Annotated in this window: 13 protein-coding genes and 1 tRNA gene; 4 read left to right on the top strand and 10 right to left on the bottom strand. The window is 68.6% G+C overall.

Annotation, left to right across the window (positions count from 1 at the left end):
• Positions 1-62 precede the first annotated feature (62 nt).
• Entirely contained in the window at positions 63-194 is a 132-nt protein-coding gene (locus tag ACN4JJ_RS11575) for a hypothetical protein (protein WP_291057446.1), read from the top strand.
• A 62-nt stretch (positions 195-256) separates the two neighbouring features.
• Here the strand turns inward: ACN4JJ_RS11575 and ACN4JJ_RS11570 are convergent, their stop codons facing one another.
• Together ACN4JJ_RS11570 and ACN4JJ_RS11565 are read right to left on the bottom strand one after the other, a co-directional pair.
• The gene (locus tag ACN4JJ_RS11570; RefSeq protein WP_440710055.1) at positions 257-955 is read right to left on the bottom strand and encodes a DUF4190 domain-containing protein; all 699 of its coding nucleotides are present in this window, start codon (positions 953-955) and stop codon (positions 257-259) included.
• An 80-nt stretch (positions 956-1,035) separates the two neighbouring features.
• Positions 1,036-1,108 (bottom strand) — tRNA-Lys (locus tag ACN4JJ_RS11565).
• 84 nt (positions 1,109-1,192) lie between these two features.
• Between ACN4JJ_RS11565 and ACN4JJ_RS11560 the strand changes: the two genes are divergently transcribed.
• The 3 genes from ACN4JJ_RS11560 to ACN4JJ_RS11550 all read left to right on the top strand — a co-directional run bounded on the left by ACN4JJ_RS11560 (position 1,193) and on the right by ACN4JJ_RS11550 (position 3,523).
• A complete protein-coding gene (locus ACN4JJ_RS11560) occupies positions 1,193-1,822 on the top strand; it encodes a DNA-directed RNA polymerase subunit beta (protein ID WP_440710054.1) in 630 nt (209 codons plus the stop codon).
• A 229-nt stretch (positions 1,823-2,051) separates the two neighbouring features.
• Positions 2,052-2,654: a sigma-70 family RNA polymerase sigma factor gene (locus ACN4JJ_RS11555; protein ID WP_440710053.1), complete on the top strand. Its 603-nt coding sequence runs from the start codon at positions 2,052-2,054 to the stop codon at positions 2,652-2,654.
• Positions 2,651-3,523, top strand: a complete 873-nt coding sequence (locus tag ACN4JJ_RS11550) for an anti-sigma factor (RefSeq protein WP_440710052.1) — start codon at positions 2,651-2,653, stop codon at positions 3,521-3,523. The genes ACN4JJ_RS11555 and ACN4JJ_RS11550 overlap by 4 nt, the downstream gene beginning before the upstream one ends.
• Before the next feature lie 182 nt (positions 3,524-3,705).
• Here ACN4JJ_RS11550 and pstB read toward each other — a convergent pair whose 3' ends face one another.
• The 8 genes from pstB to ACN4JJ_RS11510 all read right to left on the bottom strand — a co-directional run bounded on the left by pstB (position 3,706) and on the right by ACN4JJ_RS11510 (position 14,067).
• Complete coding sequence (gene pstB / locus ACN4JJ_RS11545) at positions 3,706-4,485, bottom strand: phosphate ABC transporter ATP-binding protein PstB (RefSeq protein ID WP_440710051.1); 780 nt, start codon at positions 4,483-4,485, stop codon at positions 3,706-3,708.
• Between the two features lie 57 nt (positions 4,486-4,542).
• Positions 4,543-5,646 (bottom strand): phosphate ABC transporter permease PstA, encoded by a 1,104-nt coding sequence (gene pstA, locus ACN4JJ_RS11540; RefSeq protein ID WP_440710050.1) that lies wholly within the window; start codon positions 5,644-5,646, stop codon positions 4,543-4,545.
• On the bottom strand, positions 5,643-6,746 hold the full coding sequence (pstC, locus tag ACN4JJ_RS11535) for a phosphate ABC transporter permease subunit PstC (RefSeq protein ID WP_440710299.1): 1,104 nt from the start codon (positions 6,744-6,746) through the stop codon (positions 5,643-5,645). The genes pstA and pstC overlap by 4 nt, the downstream gene beginning before the upstream one ends.
• 196 nt (positions 6,747-6,942) lie before the next feature.
• Positions 6,943-8,067 carry a phosphate ABC transporter substrate-binding protein PstS gene (pstS, locus tag ACN4JJ_RS11530; RefSeq protein ID WP_440710049.1) on the bottom strand — a complete coding sequence of 375 codons (1,125 nt, stop codon included), beginning with the start codon at positions 8,065-8,067 and terminating at the stop codon, positions 6,943-6,945.
• A 183-nt stretch (positions 8,068-8,250) separates the two neighbouring features.
• Positions 8,251-9,180 carry an NUDIX hydrolase gene (locus tag ACN4JJ_RS11525; protein WP_440710048.1) on the bottom strand — a complete coding sequence of 310 codons (930 nt, stop codon included), beginning with the start codon at positions 9,178-9,180 and terminating at the stop codon, positions 8,251-8,253.
• Positions 9,177-11,357: an RNA degradosome polyphosphate kinase gene (locus ACN4JJ_RS11520; RefSeq protein ID WP_440710047.1), complete on the bottom strand. Its 2,181-nt coding sequence runs from the start codon at positions 11,355-11,357 to the stop codon at positions 9,177-9,179. The genes ACN4JJ_RS11525 and ACN4JJ_RS11520 overlap by 4 nt, the downstream gene beginning before the upstream one ends.
• A 55-nt stretch (positions 11,358-11,412) precedes the next feature.
• Entirely contained in the window at positions 11,413-12,450 is a 1,038-nt protein-coding gene (locus ACN4JJ_RS11515) for a LacI family DNA-binding transcriptional regulator (protein WP_440710046.1), read from the bottom strand.
• A 72-nt stretch (positions 12,451-12,522) separates the two neighbouring features.
• The gene (locus tag ACN4JJ_RS11510; protein ID WP_440710045.1) at positions 12,523-14,067 is read right to left on the bottom strand and encodes a sugar ABC transporter ATP-binding protein; all 1,545 of its coding nucleotides are present in this window, start codon (positions 14,065-14,067) and stop codon (positions 12,523-12,525) included.
• Positions 14,068-14,168: the final 101 nt, after the last annotated feature.

Raw genomic sequence — 14,168 nt, 5'->3', positions numbered from 1 at the left:
CCCGTCAAGGGGTGTTCGAAGGCCGACTGCGGTCGTATCGTTCCTGGCAGACGCAGAGGAGCGTGACGACGATGGGCGACGACCCGTATTTCTTTCTCGAACTGTTCTACATCGGCCTACTGGGCCTGGCGACGATCGGCATCGTCTGGGTCTCGGTGATCGTCGTGCTGCGCCTGTTCCGCGGCCAGCGCTAGCCCGTCCCGCGCCGACCGGCTGATGCGCTCACGTCATCAGCCGGTCGTCCGGGAGAGCCTCGCTACTCCGAGTCGCCGTCCAGCCCGTTGAAGTCGCTGCTCGAGCAGGTCACGAACGCGTACGACCCGGTGGCGGACTGGGTCGAGACGACCTCGCCGTCCACGGTGATCGTGCAGGTCACCGTCCCGGGATCCGCGCCCGTGGATCCGGTGAGCAGGAACGACTTGTAGTCGAAGGCGTCGCCGGTCTCCACCGTGTACTCCTTGGTGAACGGCGCGGGCACGCCGCTGCTCGACTCGGTGCCCGACGACCCGTTCGTGTACAGCGAGTAGCTCACGTCGATGGTGGGAAGGTCGCTCGTGACCTCGTACTTCACCGATACGGGCACGGCCGCGGCGGCACTGTTGGAGGCCTGCACCTCATCGATGGTGCTGGTCACCGAGGCCGCGAAGGCGGCGGTGTAGACGATGGCGAGGATGATCGACAGGACGAGTGCCACGAAGCTGACGATGGTGCCCGCGATCGCGACGCCCCGGCTCTTGCCCTTCAGGAACAGGGCGATGATGCCGAGCACGAGTCCGACGAACGCGATGAACCCGGTGGCATAGTTCAGGAACGGGATGAATGCCCCGACGAGGGCCACGCCGCCGACGATCAGGGCCGCGATGCCCAGCCCGTTCGTCTTGGACTGCGCGGCCGGCGGCTGCTGATAGGGCGGCTGCGCCGGAGGGTAGACGGGTGGTTGCTGTGAGTTGCTCATGAGCCGATTCTGGCAGACACTCGTAGAACAGCGCACCGCCCCGATCGGGTCACGCGGCTGGTGACCGCAAGCGATGCAAGTGGGCCCGGAGGGGCTCGAACCCTCGACCCGCGGATTAAAAGTCCGATGCTCTGCCAACTGAGCTACAGGCCCTCGCAGACCAATCTACCGCTAAACGGGGTTCGCCCTGCGCGTAGTGTGCTCCGGCCCTCGGCGCACGAGCGCAGAATGGAGGGCATGGCGGACGACTTCCACAAACCGGTGTTCTTCAGCGGGCAGGCCTTCGCGGCCTTCCAGGGCGGCGAGGATCCGGCGACCATCAACCGGGTCGCCCACGAGACGGCCGGTGCGCTGCTCAGCCGGGTGCGCGACGATCCGCAGCCCGAGGTGATCGACCGCCTGATCGCGTTCACCGACGACCACGGCATCGACACGGTCGCCGAGCTGTGGTCGCGCGCCGGCGCCCACAGCCTGCCCGGCAGCCTCTGGCGGATCTACCTGCTGCGCGCGCTGATCCGCCAGGATCCCGAGCTCACCAGCTACTTCTTCGAGCGCGGCGCCCAGCTGATCCCCTCGATCGACCCCGTGGTGGCCGGCGCCGAGTCGCCGACGGGCCCGAAGGAGATCACCGAGCTGGCCGATCGAATCCTGCGCGGACTGTTCACAGGAGACTTTGCGGTCGCCCTCGACCGGGCCGCCGCCTTCTGCCGGATCATGGCCCAGGGATGCGCCTCGATCGCCGACGATGCGGAGATCGGTGCGCCCGAGACCGCCTCGACCCTCACCACCAGAGCCCTCCGATTCGAGTCGATCGGCGACGACCTCGGCCAATCGGCCGCCCTCTGGCGTCGTGACGGGCTCGACTGATGCCGACGGTCCGGAGAATTCGGTAAAATGAACACTGCCGGGCCGCGATAACCCCGGGCTCCAAATATCGCCGCTACGAGCGGCCTTCCGCCGAGAGGCGTTCTTCGCGGCCCGGTCTCGCTTTTTCTGCAGACATCTCGGTCGTTCGGCAAACCGATCGACGCGCCGCCCCGAATAACGATCGTGCACACCACCTGGGTGCCGTGAGCGGGGGAGGGCGTGACCTGACATGCTGGAACTCGTGACGAGCAACAGAGGGCCCATCGATGTCGAAGGCGGCGAACCCGCCGAGAGCTTCGAGTCGCTTCTGGAGCGCACCGCCCAAGGCGATCAGCAGGCCTTCTCCGAACTGTACGACCGGGCCGCGCCCCGCGTGCTGGGCCTGGTGAAGCGGGTGCTGATCGACCACGCGCAGTCCGAAGAGGTGGCGCAGGAGATCTTCCTGGAGATCTGGAAGTCCGCTTCCCGCTTCGAGACGGCCCGCGGCAGTGCGATGTCCTGGATCCTCACCATGACCCACCGCCGGGCGGTCGACCGGGTGCGGGCCTCCCAGGCCGGCCACGACCGCGACGAGCGGATCGGCATCCGCGACATCGAACCGGCCTACGACCAGGTCAGCGAATCCGTCGAGATCCGCATCGAGCACGAGAGGGTGAAGAGGGCCATGGCGCAGCTGACCGAACTGCAACGCCAGGCGATCTCCCTCGCCTACTACGGCGGCTACAGCCACAGCGAAGTCGCCGGAATCCTGTCCATCCCCGTCGGCACCGTGAAGACACGCTTGCGTGACGGGATGATCCGCCTGAGAGACGAACTGGGGGTGACCTCATGACCGGTCCACACGATGACCAGAACGACCCACGACTGCTGACGGGCGCCTACGCGCTCGATGCAGTGTCCTCTGAGGACGCCGAGGCGTTCGAACGTGCCGCCGCCCGCTCCGACGTGCTCCGCGAGGAGGCCGACGAGCTCGCCGCCACGGCCAGCCTGCTGGGTCTCGCGGCCGATCCGGTGACGCCGTCCGAGCGCATGAAGGCCGAGCTGATGGCCAAGCTGGCCATCACGCCGCAGCTTCCCGCCGTCGAGTCCACGACGGTTCAGGATGCCCGAGCGAGCGCCCCCGAGACGGTGGTCGCGGATGCTCCTGCCGCACCAGCCGCCGACGCGACCGTCACCGAGCTGGCCGCGCCCGCATCCGGAGCCGCCGAGCAGCGGGCCCGCGTGCGCTGGTTCGCCCGGCCCGTCGGTCTGCTCACCGCGGTCGCCGCCGCAGCGGCCCTGTTCGTGGGTGGCGGCTTCGTGGGAAGTGCGATCATCAACAGCACCACGAACAGCACGACCATCGATGCCTCCGCCGCCCAGCTGGCCGCCATCACCGCGGCCGACGACGTGCAGCGCGAGACGGTGCAGGTCACCGACGGCGGTACGGCGACGCTGGTGTGGTCGAACGACCTGGGCCGCTCGGCCGTGCTGGTGGACGGGCTCGCGGGCCTGCCCGACGGCAAGGTCTACGAGGCCTGGTACATCAACGCCGGGGGTGCGATCCCGGCCGGTACCTTCACGGCCTCGGCCGACGGCACCACGTGGCACGTGCTCGACGGCGCGTTGACCTCGGGCGACGCCATCGGCGTGACGGTCGAACCGGCGGGCGGCTCCACCGCCCCCACCACCGACCCCATCCTGGTGGTCCAAAGCGCCTGAGCCTGTCGTGCGCCGCCGCCCCTGCGGCGCACCTTGCGGTGAGGTAGTCCGAACTGTCCATCCAGGCGCTCTCAGCGTGTGAAACACCGTCACGCCGCCGTTTCACACGCCCACGGCTAACAGACGAAAGCCCCCTCACCGATCCGATCGGCGAGGGGGCTTTCCTTGTCTGGGGGCTCAGATCAACCGAAGCGGCCGGAGACGTAGTCCTCCGTGGCCTGCACGGAGGGGTTCGAGAAGATCGTGGACGTGACGTCGTACTCGATCAGCTTGCCGGGCTTGCCGGTGCCGGCGATGTTGAAGAACGCGGTCTTGTCGGAGACGCGCGAGGCCTGCTGCATGTTGTGGGTCACGATCACGATCGTGTACTCCTGCTTGAGCTCCTCGATCAGGTCTTCGATGGCGAGGGTGGAGATCGGGTCCAGGGCCGAGCAGGGCTCGTCCATCAGCAGCACGTCGGGGGAGACGGCGATCGCGCGGGCGATGCACAGGCGCTGCTGCTGACCACCCGAGAGGCCCTGGCCGGGGAGCGCGAGCCGATCCTTGACCTCTTCCCAGAGGTTGGCGCCCTTCAGCGACTTCTCGACCAGGTCGTCGCCGTCCGACTTCGACAGGCGCTTGTTGTTCAGGCGCACGCCCGCCAGCACGTTGTCGCGGATCGACATGGTCGGGAACGGGTTCGCCCGCTGGAACACCATGCCCACCTGGCGGCGCACCAGCACCGGGTCGACGCCGGGCGCGTAGAGGTCGTTGCCGTCGATCAGCACCTCGCCCTTGACGTGGGCACCGGGGATGACCTCGTGCATGCGGTTGAGCGTGCGCAGGAACGTGGACTTGCCGCATCCGGAGGGCCCGATGAACGCCGTCACGGTACGCGGCTCGATGTTGATGTTGACGCCTTCGACGGCGAGGAAGTCGCTGTAGTAGACGTTGAGGTCGTTGACTTCGATGCGCTTGGACACGTAAAGAGTTCCTTCTGCGTTCTGTGATGCGGGCGGGCGAACGGGCGTGCGGTGGGTCTACCGCGAGCCCTTGGGTGCGAACACCTTGGCGACGACACGGGCGATCAGGTTGAGGATGACGACCAGGATGACCAGCAGCAGCGCGGCACCCCAGGCGGAGTCGTTCGACGCCGCGATGTCCTGACCCGGGAACTTGTAGCCGGTGTAGGCCATCACGGGGAGGGTCTGCATCGGTCCCTCGAAGGGGTTGGCGTTGAAGTTGTCGGTGAAGCTCGCCGCCATGAAGATCGGCGCGGTCTCGCCGATCACCCGGGCGATGGCGAGCATGACGCCCGTCACGATGCCGGCGATGGCGGTGGGCAGCACGATCTTGATGATGGTCGAGAAGCGGGAGACGCCGAGGGCGAAGGATGCTTCGCGCAGGTCGTGCGGCACGAGTCGCAGCATCTCCTCGCAGGAGCGCACCACGATCGGGATCATCAGCACCGACAGGGCGACCGAGGCCGAGAAGCCGCTGAACGCCTTCGGGCCGACGATCAGGCTGAACAGGGAGAACGCGAACAGACCGGCGACGATCGAGGGGATGCCCGTCATCACGTCGACGAGGAAGGTGACGGTGCGCGCCATCCAGTTGCCGGGCTGGGCGTACTCCACCAGGTAGATCGCGGTGAGGATGCCGATCGGGATCGAGATCAGCGCCGCGATGCCGGTGATGATCAGGGTGCCGACGATGGCCTGCCAGGCGCCGACCTTGGTCTCGACCTCCAGCGTGTCGGCGTTGAACACCGAGCCGGAGGTCTGCGTGATGAAGTCCCAGCTGATCGAGCCGATGCCGTTCGCCACCACGGTGATCAGCGTGGAGATCAGTGGGGCCAGCGCCAGCAGGAAGGCGACGGTGACGACACCGCGGATGACCCGGTCGGTGGCCTTGCGGCGGTTCTCGACGACGGAGGAGAGGATGCCGAGGGCCAGCAGGTAGATCACCGCGGTGAGCACGAGCCAGCCGGCGATGTTGAAGCCCATCAGGGCGAGCACCACGGCGCTCAGGGCGAGCGAGCCGGCCAGCACGTACCACTCGATTCGGCGGGGGAGCTGACCCGAGGTCAGGGAGTTCGCGATCGGGCCGCTGGGCGTGCGGCTCGGGGTCAGGGTGGCGCTCACGCGTCGCCTCGCTCTCGCTCGGAGGAATCGGTGGGGCGCTCGCCGGTCTCGGCGCCGGAGCCTTCGGCACGCTCATCGGCGGCCTTGCGGGCCAGCACGTCGTCGACGGCCAGCACGGTGCTCGGATCCGACGGCGGCAGCTGGGCCAGCATCTTCTTGCGCTTCTTCTGGGCGCTCTTGCCGGCCCGGCCGGCGATCACGCGGGCCAGCATGTTCACGGCCAGCGAGATGACGAACAGCAGCAGGCCGGTGCCGATCAGCGCCTCACGCTGCAGCGTGGTGGCGATCGGGAAGTTCAGGGCGATGTTCGCCGCGATGGTCTGCGAGTTCTCACCCTCGGTGAGCATCCGCACGGAGACCAGGATGGCGGGCGAGATGATCAGCGCGATCGCCATCGTCTCACCCAGCGCCCGGCCGAGGCCGAGCAGGGTGGCGCTGATGACGCCGGAGCGGCCGTAGGGGAACACGGCGAGCTTGATCATCTCCCACTTGGTGGCGCCGAGCGCCAGCGCGGCCTCTTCGTGCAGGCGCGGGGTCTGCAGGAAGATCTCGCGGGAGATCGAGGTGATGATCGGCAGGATCATCACGGCCAGCACCACGGCGCCGGCGAGGATGGTGGACCCGGTGGTCGACACCTGGCCGCCGAAGAGCGGGATCCAGCCGAGGTAGGTGTTCAGCCAGTCCGAGAGCGGCAGCAGGAAGGGGCGGATGACGATGATGCCCCAGAGGCCGAAGACGATGGAGGGCACGGCGGCCAGGAGGTCGACGAGGTAGCCCAGGATGCCGGCGAGCCGGCGCGGTGCGTAGTGCGAGATGAAGAGGGCGATGCCGATGGCGATCGGGGCGCCGATGATGAGGGCGATCGCGCTGGCGAACAGCGTTCCCCAGATCAGCGGGCCGACGTACTCCCAGAAGCTGCCGTAGCCGGCGGTGGGGCCCTCGGTGAGGTCGGTGTTGGTGGTCCAGTCGGCGAGGATGGCGGGCACGGCCTGGATGATCAGGAACAGGGCGACGCCGGCCAGGATGACCATGATCGAGATCGCGGATCCGGCCGAGAGGCCGTAGAAGATGCGGTCGGCCGGGCGGGCCTTGGCCTTCACCTTCCGGGAGGCGCTCTTGGGGGCGCCTCCCGGCGAGGTGGAGGAGGTGGTGGCCGATCCGGCCGTCGTCCTGTCGTTCACGCTCGAGCTCCCTGCGGCGGATTGAACAGCTGTGGATTCGCTCACTGCACTCTTTCTCAAGGGTATCGGCGTGGACGCTCGGGACGGCGGCCGGATCAGGCGGGGTGGAGCGGTGTTACTTGACGAGCTCGAGGCTCGTGTTGATCTCCGCCAGCATGTCGGCGGGGATCGGGGCGGAGCCGGCGTTCTTGGCCGCGACCTGCTGGCCGACCTCGCTCGCGATGAACGAGAGGTAGCCCTTGGTGACCTCGGCCTGCGCCGAGTCCTTGAAGGTGGTGCAGAGGATCGCGTACGAGACGAGCGGGATCGGGTAGGCGTCGGCGTCGGTGATCTTGGTGTAGTCGATCGTCTGGGCCAGGTCGCCCTCGATGCCGGTGTCCTTCTGGGTGGCGGCCGCGGTGAAGGCGTTCGAGGCGCCCTCGGCGGAGAACGGCACGAAGTCGGTGCCGGTGCCCACCTGGATGTTGGCGGAGGTCAGGTCGCCGATGGCGCTGTGGTCGGCGTAGCCGATGGTGCCGTCGCCGGCCTTGACGGTGTTCACGACACCGGAGCCGCCCTGCTGGGCGGAGGAACCGGCGATCGGCCAGGCGTTGCCGGGCGCGTTGGTCCAGATGCTCGGCTGGGTCTGGCTGAGGTAGTTCGTGAAGTTGGTGGTGGTGCCCGATCCGTCGGAGCGCGTCACGGTGGTGATCGCGGTGGCGGGGAGGGTGGCATCCGGGTTCTCGGCGGCGATGGCCGGGTCGTTCCAGGTGGTGATCTGCAGCGAGAAGATCTTCGCCAGGGTGGCCGACGACAGGTTGAGGTCGGTGACGCCTGCGAGGTTGTAGATGACCGCGACGCCGTCGAGGTAGATCGGCAGGTTGAGGGCGCCGCCGGTGCCGCAGTTGGCTGCAGCGGATGCCTGCTGGTCGTCCTTCAGGGGCGAGTCGGAGCCCGCGAAGTCGTAGCTGCCGGCGAGCCAGTTGGTGACACCGCCGCCGGAGCCCTGCGACTTGTCGTAGTTGATGGTGACGCCGGAGGCCTGCGCGGTGAACGCGGTGGTCCAGGCGGCCTGGGCGTTGGCCTGGGCGGAGGAGCCGCCGGCGGTGATGGTTCCGGCGAGCGAGCTGTCGACCGCTGCGGTCGTGGGCGTCGTCGACTCGGCCGGCGTTCCGCTGCTGTCGCTGCCGGCGCATGCCGAGAGTGCGAGGGCGCTGACGAGGACGATGCTGCCCACCGCCGCCACGTTCTTGAGCTTCACTGTGTTCCCTTCGAATTGGGTTATCTCGCGGGCGGCCGCAGTGAATATCGAGAGATCGATCACAGCCGCACGGATCGGGTCGGTGCTGACCCGTCAGCGACGCTAAGCGCGACGTCTGACCAGTCACCCGCACGGAGGTGAACGGAAGGTTAACGGATGCCGACGATCGGCGTACGGCCGTCGTCAGATCTGCGGGGTGTGTGTCTCGATGGCGATGATGCCCGCGTCCGGCCGGTCGGCCGAGAGGTGCAGCACCGAGAAGCCGGCGACGGGGAGGTCGCCGGCGCGCGACACGGTCACAGCAGGGGCCGTTCCGGTGGCCAGCGCCACCTCGCGCACGATCTCGGGCAGCACGGGGCCGTGGCTGCAGATCACGGCGGTGACGCCCTTGGCCACCCGCCGGCCGACGACCGAGCGGATGTCGCTCTCGCCGTACTCGAACGCGTCTTGACTGATGGCATCCGTGGTCTTCACCGGGAGGCCGAGCGCCTTGGCGACGGGCTGCACCGTCTGCCGGCAGCGCAGGGCGGTGCTGGAGACGATCTTGGTGGGCCCGAACGAGGCCAGGCCGGGCACGATCGAGCGGGCCTCGCCGCGGCCTCGCTCGGTCAGCGGCCGCTCGGCATCCTGACCCGGGAACTGGTACGGCGGCGTGGCCTTCGCGTGGCGGAGGGCGATGATCGCGAAGGTGCGGGTGACGCCCTCGTCGACCAGCATCGCGAACCGGTCGAGAATGGCCCCGTCGCGCTCGTAGGTGAGGGCGGCGCGCGCCTTCTTGATCGACAGCCACTCGAACGCCGAGACCTCGGCGTTGGGCCGGAAGGTCGAGGCTCGGACGGCCTCCTCGCTCACCTCGGCGGCCCAGTAGTGCACCACCTTCTCGCGGCCGTTGGGCATGGTGTAGTTCGTGACGCCGAGCGGCACACCGAGGTGCACGCCGAGCCCGGTCTCCTCGGCGATCTCGCGCACCGCGGTCTGCGGCAGCGTCTCGCCGGGGTCGACCTTGCCCTTGGGCAGCGACACGTCGCGGTGGGCGGTGCGATGGATCACCAGCACCCGGATCTTGCCGTCGACGACCCGCCAGCAGACTGCTCCCGCCGCGAAGACCGTCACCGCGTGGTGCCCGGGCGCTTGCGGCGGCTGATCTGCTGCATCAGTTCGTCCTGGAGGTCGACCAGGGGCGTGCCGTCGGCGGCGAGGTTCGTGCGCGTCCAGGCGCCGGACTCCTCCAGCGACCAGGATGCGACGCCGTCCGACATCGCCAGCTCGAACAGGCTCTCGATCTCCTTCAGGTGGCCGGGATCGACCAGGCGCACCAGGGCCTCGACGCGGCGGTCGAGGTTGCGGTGCATCATGTCGGCACTGCCGATGTACACCTGCCGGTCGCCGTTGTTCTCGAACGAGAAGATGCGCGAGTGCTCGAGGTAGCGGCCGAGGATGGAGCGCACCCGGATGTTCTCGCTGAGGCCCGGCTGCCCGGGCTTGAGGGCACAGATGCCGCGCACCCACACCTCCACCGGCACGCCGGCCTGGCTGGCGCGGTAGAGGCCGTCGATGATGGCCTCGTCGACGATCGAGTTCAGCTTGATCTTGATGCCGGAGGGCAGGCCCTGGCGCGCGTTCTCGGCCTCGGCCGCGATGCGTTTGAGCAGGCCCTTGCGCAGGTGCAGCGGGGCCACCAGCAGGCGCTTGAACTTCTTCTCGATGGCGTAGCCGGAGAGTTCGTTGAACAGCCGGGTGAGGTCTTTGCCCACCTGGTCGTCGGCGGTGAGCAGCCCCAGGTCTTCGTAGATGCGCGAGGTCTTGGGGTTGTAGTTGCCGGTGCCGATGTGGCTGTAGCTCTTCAGCCGGCCCTTCTCCTGACGGATGACGAGCGCGAGCTTGCAGTGGGTCTTGAGGCCCACCAGGCCGTACACCACGTGCACGCCGGCCTTCTCGAGCTTGCGCGCCCAGGAGATGTTCGCCTGCTCGTCGAAGCGCGCCTTGATCTCCACCAGGGCCAGCACCTGCTTGCCGGCCTCGGCCGCGTCGATCAGTGCCTCGACGATGGGGGAGTCGCCGCTCGTGCGGTAGAGCGTCTGCTTGATGGCGAGCACGTGCGGATCCGCCGCGGCCTGCTCGAGGAACGCCTGCACGCTGGTGGCGAACGACTCGTACGGGTGGTGCAGCAGGATGTCTCCGCGGCTGATCGCCTTGAAGATGTCGGGCTTCGCGTTCGGCTCGGGCGGTAGCAGGGCGGCCGCCGTGGTGGGAACGTGCTTGGGGTACTTGAGGTCGGGCCGCGCGATGCGGTTGAGGTCGAACAGCCCGCCGAGGTCCAGCGGCGCGGGCAGGCGGTACACCTCCTGCTCGGTCACGTCGAGCTCGCGCACGATCAGCTCGAGGGTCACCGGATCCATGTCGTCGGTGATCTCGAGGCGGATGGGCGGGCCGAAGCGGCGGCGCAGCAGCTCCTTCTCGAGGGCCTGCAGCAGGTTCTCGGTCTCGTCCTCGTCGACCTCGACGTCTTCGTTGCGGGTGACGCGGAACACGTGGTGCTCCACGATCTCCATGCCGGGGAAGAGGTCGCCGAGATGGTTCGCGATCAGGTCTTCGAGGGTGATGAAGCGCAGTTCGTCGGACGTCTCGCGCTGGTCGACCCGGATGAAGCGGTTGAGCACCTGCGGCACCTTGAGGCGCGCGAACTCCTCCTTGCCGGTCTTGGAGTTGCGCACGCGCACCGAGAGGTTGAGCGAGAGGCCGGAGATGTACGGGAACGGATGCGCGGGGTCGACCGCGAGCGGCATCAGCACCGGGAAGATCTGGCTCGAGAAGATGTCGTGCAGGTTCTCGCGGTCGGCCTCGTCGAGCTCGTCGTAGCGCACGATCCGGATGCCCTCTTCGCCGAGCTTCGGACCGACCAGGTCTTGCCAGGCCTTCGCGTGGCGGGCCTGCAGTTCGTGGGCCTTGACGGAGATGTCTTCGAGCACATCCGTGGGGCGGCGGCCGACGTTGGTGGGCACGGCGAGGTCGGTGAGGATGCGGCGCTTGAGGCCCGCGACCCGCACCATGAAGAACTCGTCCAGGTTGCTGGCGAAGATGGCGAGGAAGTTCGTGCGCTCCAGAACCGGGAGCGTGGGGTCTTCGGCCAGCTCGAGCACGCGCGTGTTGAACGCCAGCCAGCTGAGCTCGCGGTCGAGGTAGCGGCCCTCGGGCAGCGGCGGGCCGGCCGTGGTCACGGCGAGTTCGTCGAAGTCGTCGTCGAAGTCGGTGACGACTCCGGCGTCGAGCGAGATCATGTCGTCGTTCATGCAAGCCATCATTGCACTCGCATGTGTCCGTCGGGGGCGCCGGGGTCGGGCACCCTCAGGAACGGGCGTCCCGGGGAGCGCTCACCGATGCGGGCACCCCGGCCGAGGACCGCACGACCAGCTGCGGGGCCGCCGGAGGTGCCGGCACGGGCGGGTCGCCGTTGATGCGCGCGAGCAGGGTGACCAGCAGGTCGGTGCCGAGCCGCCGGAAGTCCTGGCGGACGGTGGTGAGCGGGGGCGAGAAGTGCGCCGCCTCCGGGATGTCGTCGAAACCCACGACGCTCATGTCGTCGGGTACCCGCAGGCCCCGCTCGGCGAGCGCGTGCGTCAGCCCGAGCGCCATCTGGTCGTTGGCCGCGAAGACGCCGGTGAACTCGTGGGCGGGGAAGCTCGAGCCGAAGGCGAAACCGGCCGAAGGTGTCCAGTCGCCGGTGCCGATGACGCGTGCGGAGAGCCCGTGGTCGGCGAGCTCGTCGCGCCAGCCGCGTTCCCGCTCCCGAGCGTCGATCGCATCCGCCGGCCCGGCGAGGTGGGCGATGTCGCGGTGGCCCAGGTCGATCAGGTGCCGCACGGCCGCGCGGGCGCCCCGGTACTGGTCGGCGCCCACGGTCACGATCCCGCTCAGCTCGGTGGCGTGCAGCACCACGAGCGGCACCGTCAGTTCCATGCCGGCCACGATGTCGGTGACGCCCTCGTGGGCGCTGATCACGGCGATCCCCTCGACGCTCTGACGCAGGAAGGCCTCGACCGCGGTGCGCACCGAGGCGGGCTCGCCGTCGACCATGTTGGCGGTGAAGACCGACCACCGGGCATCCCGGGCGGCCGCGTTGAAGTACAGCACCGTCGACGACGGACCGAACTCGGTGCCCCCGGTGGCCACGACGCCGATCGTGCGGGACCGCCGGGTGACCAGGGCCCTCGCGGCGGGGGAGGGCACGTATCGCAGCTTCTTGATGGCATCCTGCACCCTGACCTTGGTGGACGGGCGCACGTTGGGGAGGTCGTTGAGAACCCGCGAGACCGTCTGGTGCGAGACGCCGGCGAGCCGGGCCACGTCGAAGATGGTCGCCTGGCGAGGGGTGTCAGCGGGCACGATTCCACCCCTTCCGGCGTGACTGGAACACTAATGCACCGCTGTCGGGACGCGGCGCCACCACGGCCGCCGTCACGGATCGATCCGCGTCGGCGGCGCGTCGGCGATCGCCGCCAGCAGGCTCGCGACGCTGAGGTCGTGGTTGGGCAGATCGGCCACCTTGCGCCGGTCGCGCAACACCGCGACGCGGTGGCTGATGCGCAGCACCTCCTCCAGCTCGGCCGAGATGAACACCACCGAGAGACCGTTCTCGGCCAGATCGGTGACGAGCTTCTGGATCTCGGCCTTGGCCCCGATGTCGATGCCGCGGGTGGGCTCGTCCAGCACCAGCAGGCGGGGCGCGATGGCGAGCCAGCGCGCGAGCAGCACCTTCTGCTGATTGCCGCCGGAGAGGTTCTTCATCAGCGCGTCGGGGTCGTTCGGGCGGATGTCCATGGCCTGGATGTAGCTCGCGGCCAGTTCGTCCTGCCTGGCTCGTGAGATCCGGCGGAACCAGCCCAGATCGGCCTGCAGGGCGAGCGCGATGTTGTCGCGCACCGTCAGCTCGCCGATGATGCCCTCGGTACGGCGGTTCTCCGAGGCGTAGACGATCCGGCGTTTGAGGGCCCGGCGCACCGTGCTGAGACGGGCCGGGTGTCCCTGCACCGAGATCGTGCCCGCGTCGGCCCGGTCGATTCCGGTGAGCAGACGCGCCAACTCGGTGCGGCCCGAGCCCAGGAGGCCCGCGATGCCCACGATCTCGCCCTCGTAGATGCGCAGGTCGACCGGCTCGAGCGCACCGCTGCGGCCGAGACCCACGGCGGCCACGAAGGGCTGCTCGTCGTCGAGCGAGTCCTCCAGGTCGCTGGACTCCAGGCGCTGGTGCAGCTCGTCGAGTGCGGTGAGCTCCTTGCCGATCATCTTCTGCACCAGATCGATCCGCAGCAGCTCCTGCGGCAGGTACTCGCCCACCAGGCGGCCTTCGCGCAGCACGGTGAGCCGATCGGAGATCTCGTACACCTGATCGAGGAAGTGCGACACGAACAGGATGGCCACGCCCTCGGCCTTCAGCAGGGCGATCACCCGGAAGAGCTCGGTCACCTCCTCGGCGTCCAGACTCGAGGTGGGCTCGTCGAGCACGAGCACCCGCGTCTGCACCGCCACCGCTCGCACGATGGCGACGAGCTGCTGTACGGCGGGCGGGTGGTCGGAGAGGGTCGAGGCCGGGTCGATGTCGAGGTGCATCGCCTCCAGCAGCTCCCGGGTGCGGGTGCGCATGGCCTTCCAGTGGATGCCGCCCCAGCGGGTCCGGGGCTCGCGACCGAGCATCACGTTCTCGGCCACCGTGAGGTTGGGCAGCAGGTTGACCTCCTGGTACACGGTGCTGATGCCGGCCTGCTGCGCGTCGGACACCCCGGAGAACGAGACCTCGTCGCCGCCCACCAGGATGCGCCCGCCCTGAGTGCGGTACACGCCGGTGAGCGCCTTGATCAGGGTGGACTTTCCGGCGCCGTTCTCGCCCATCAGCGAGTGCACCTCGCCCGGGAACAGGCGCAGATCGACCTCGTCGAGCGCCAGCACGCCGGGGAAGCCGACGGACACGCCGATGAGCTGCACGATCGGCATGGGCGCGTTCATCTCGGCTCTCCGTGAGGCAAAAGACTGCGGCCGAGGCCGGATGTTAGGGTTCACATCTGCTGACCGCATGCGAGTCTATCGCGCGGCGAGGCCCGGGAACA

The sequence above is a fragment of the Herbiconiux dendrobii genome (assembly GCF_052048175.1).
Lineage (GTDB): Bacteria > Actinomycetota > Actinomycetes > Actinomycetales > Microbacteriaceae > Herbiconiux.
Note: the sequence above shows the minus strand (reverse complement) of the source record. Positions and strands in the feature narration are given on the sequence as shown.

Coding starts and splice junctions, on each gene's coding strand:
- ACN4JJ_RS11570 (WP_440710055.1), bottom strand. CDS start 955: ATGAGCAACTCACAGCAACCACCCGTCTACCCTCCGGCGCAGCCGCCC.
- ACN4JJ_RS11560 (WP_440710054.1), top strand. CDS start 1,193: ATGGCGGACGACTTCCACAAACCGGTGTTCTTCAGCGGGCAGGCCTTC.
- ACN4JJ_RS11555 (WP_440710053.1), top strand. CDS start 2,052: ATGCTGGAACTCGTGACGAGCAACAGAGGGCCCATCGATGTCGAAGGC.
- ACN4JJ_RS11550 (WP_440710052.1), top strand. CDS start 2,651: ATGACCGGTCCACACGATGACCAGAACGACCCACGACTGCTGACGGGC.
- ACN4JJ_RS11520 (WP_440710047.1), bottom strand. CDS start 11,357: ATGAACGACGACATGATCTCGCTCGACGCCGGAGTCGTCACCGACTTC.
- ACN4JJ_RS11510 (WP_440710045.1), bottom strand. CDS start 14,067: ATGAACGCGCCCATGCCGATCGTGCAGCTCATCGGCGTGTCCGTCGGC.